At 59.3% G+C, this 1,014-nt stretch carries 1 protein-coding gene; it reads left to right on the top strand.

Annotated features, from left to right (window positions below; genetic code table 11):
* On the top strand, positions 1-1,014 hold a 1,014-nt coding region (tnpC, locus tag FE839_RS24500), incomplete at both ends, for an IS66 family transposase (protein WP_138363274.1).

The raw sequence follows: 1,014 nt of genomic DNA, 5'->3' as shown, positions 1-1,014 counted from the left end.
CCGCGAAATACACCGGCTGGAGCCCGCTGAAACCTGCTGCCCGGAATGCGGCAACGATATGGAGTACCTCAGCGAAGTCAGCGCGGAACAACTGGAACTGGTCTCCAGCGCCCTGAAAGTGATCCGCACGGTCAGGGTGAAAAAGGCCTGCACCCGATGCGACTGCATCGTTGAAGCGGCTGCGCCATCACGTCCCATCGATCGCGGTATCGCCGGGCCGGGTCTGCTGGCACGGGTGTTGACCGCGAAATACTGCGAACATCTGCCGCTGTATCGTCAGACTGAAATCTTTGCCCGTCAGGGCGTGGGGCTGAGTCGTGCGCTGCTCTCCAACTGGGTGGATGCCTGTTGCCGGTTAATGGCACCGCTGGATGAAGCTCTTTGCCAGTACGTGATGGACTGCCGCAAACTGCATACGGACGATACTCCGGTGCCGGTACTGGCGCCGGGCAGAAAGAAGACGAAAACCGGGCGCATCTGGACGTATGTACGCGATGACAGGAGCGCGGGATCGTCAGACCCACCTGCAGCGTGGTTCGCCTTCTCGCCAGACAGGCAGGGGAAACATCCCCAACAACATCTTCGCCACTATCATGGTGTGCTGCAGGCGGACGCCTTCGCAGGTTATGACAGGTTGTTCCGTCCGGAACGTGAAGGAGGGCCGCTGACAGAAGCCGCATGCTGGGCCCATGCGCGCCGCAAAATCCATGACGTCTATATAAGCACTCAAACGGCGACAGCAGAAGAAGCCCTGAAACGCATCGGTGAGCTGTACGCGATAGAAGAGGAAATACGCGGCCTCACGACAGCAGAGCGTCTGGCAGCCAGACAATCCCGGAGCAAACCGCTGCTGGCTTACCTGCATGAGTGGTTGGTGGAAAAAAGCACGACGCTGTCAAAGAAATCCCGACTGGGCGAGGCGTTCGCTTATGCACTGAACCAGTGGGATGCGCTGTGCTACTACTGCGATGATGGTCTGGCAGAGCCTGGTAGAGTAGAGATGTGGCGCGGTGG

This window comes from Klebsiella indica, assembly GCF_005860775.1.
Lineage (GTDB): Bacteria > Pseudomonadota > Gammaproteobacteria > Enterobacterales > Enterobacteriaceae > Klebsiella > Klebsiella indica.
This window is presented reverse-complemented; position numbering and strand designations above follow the sequence as displayed.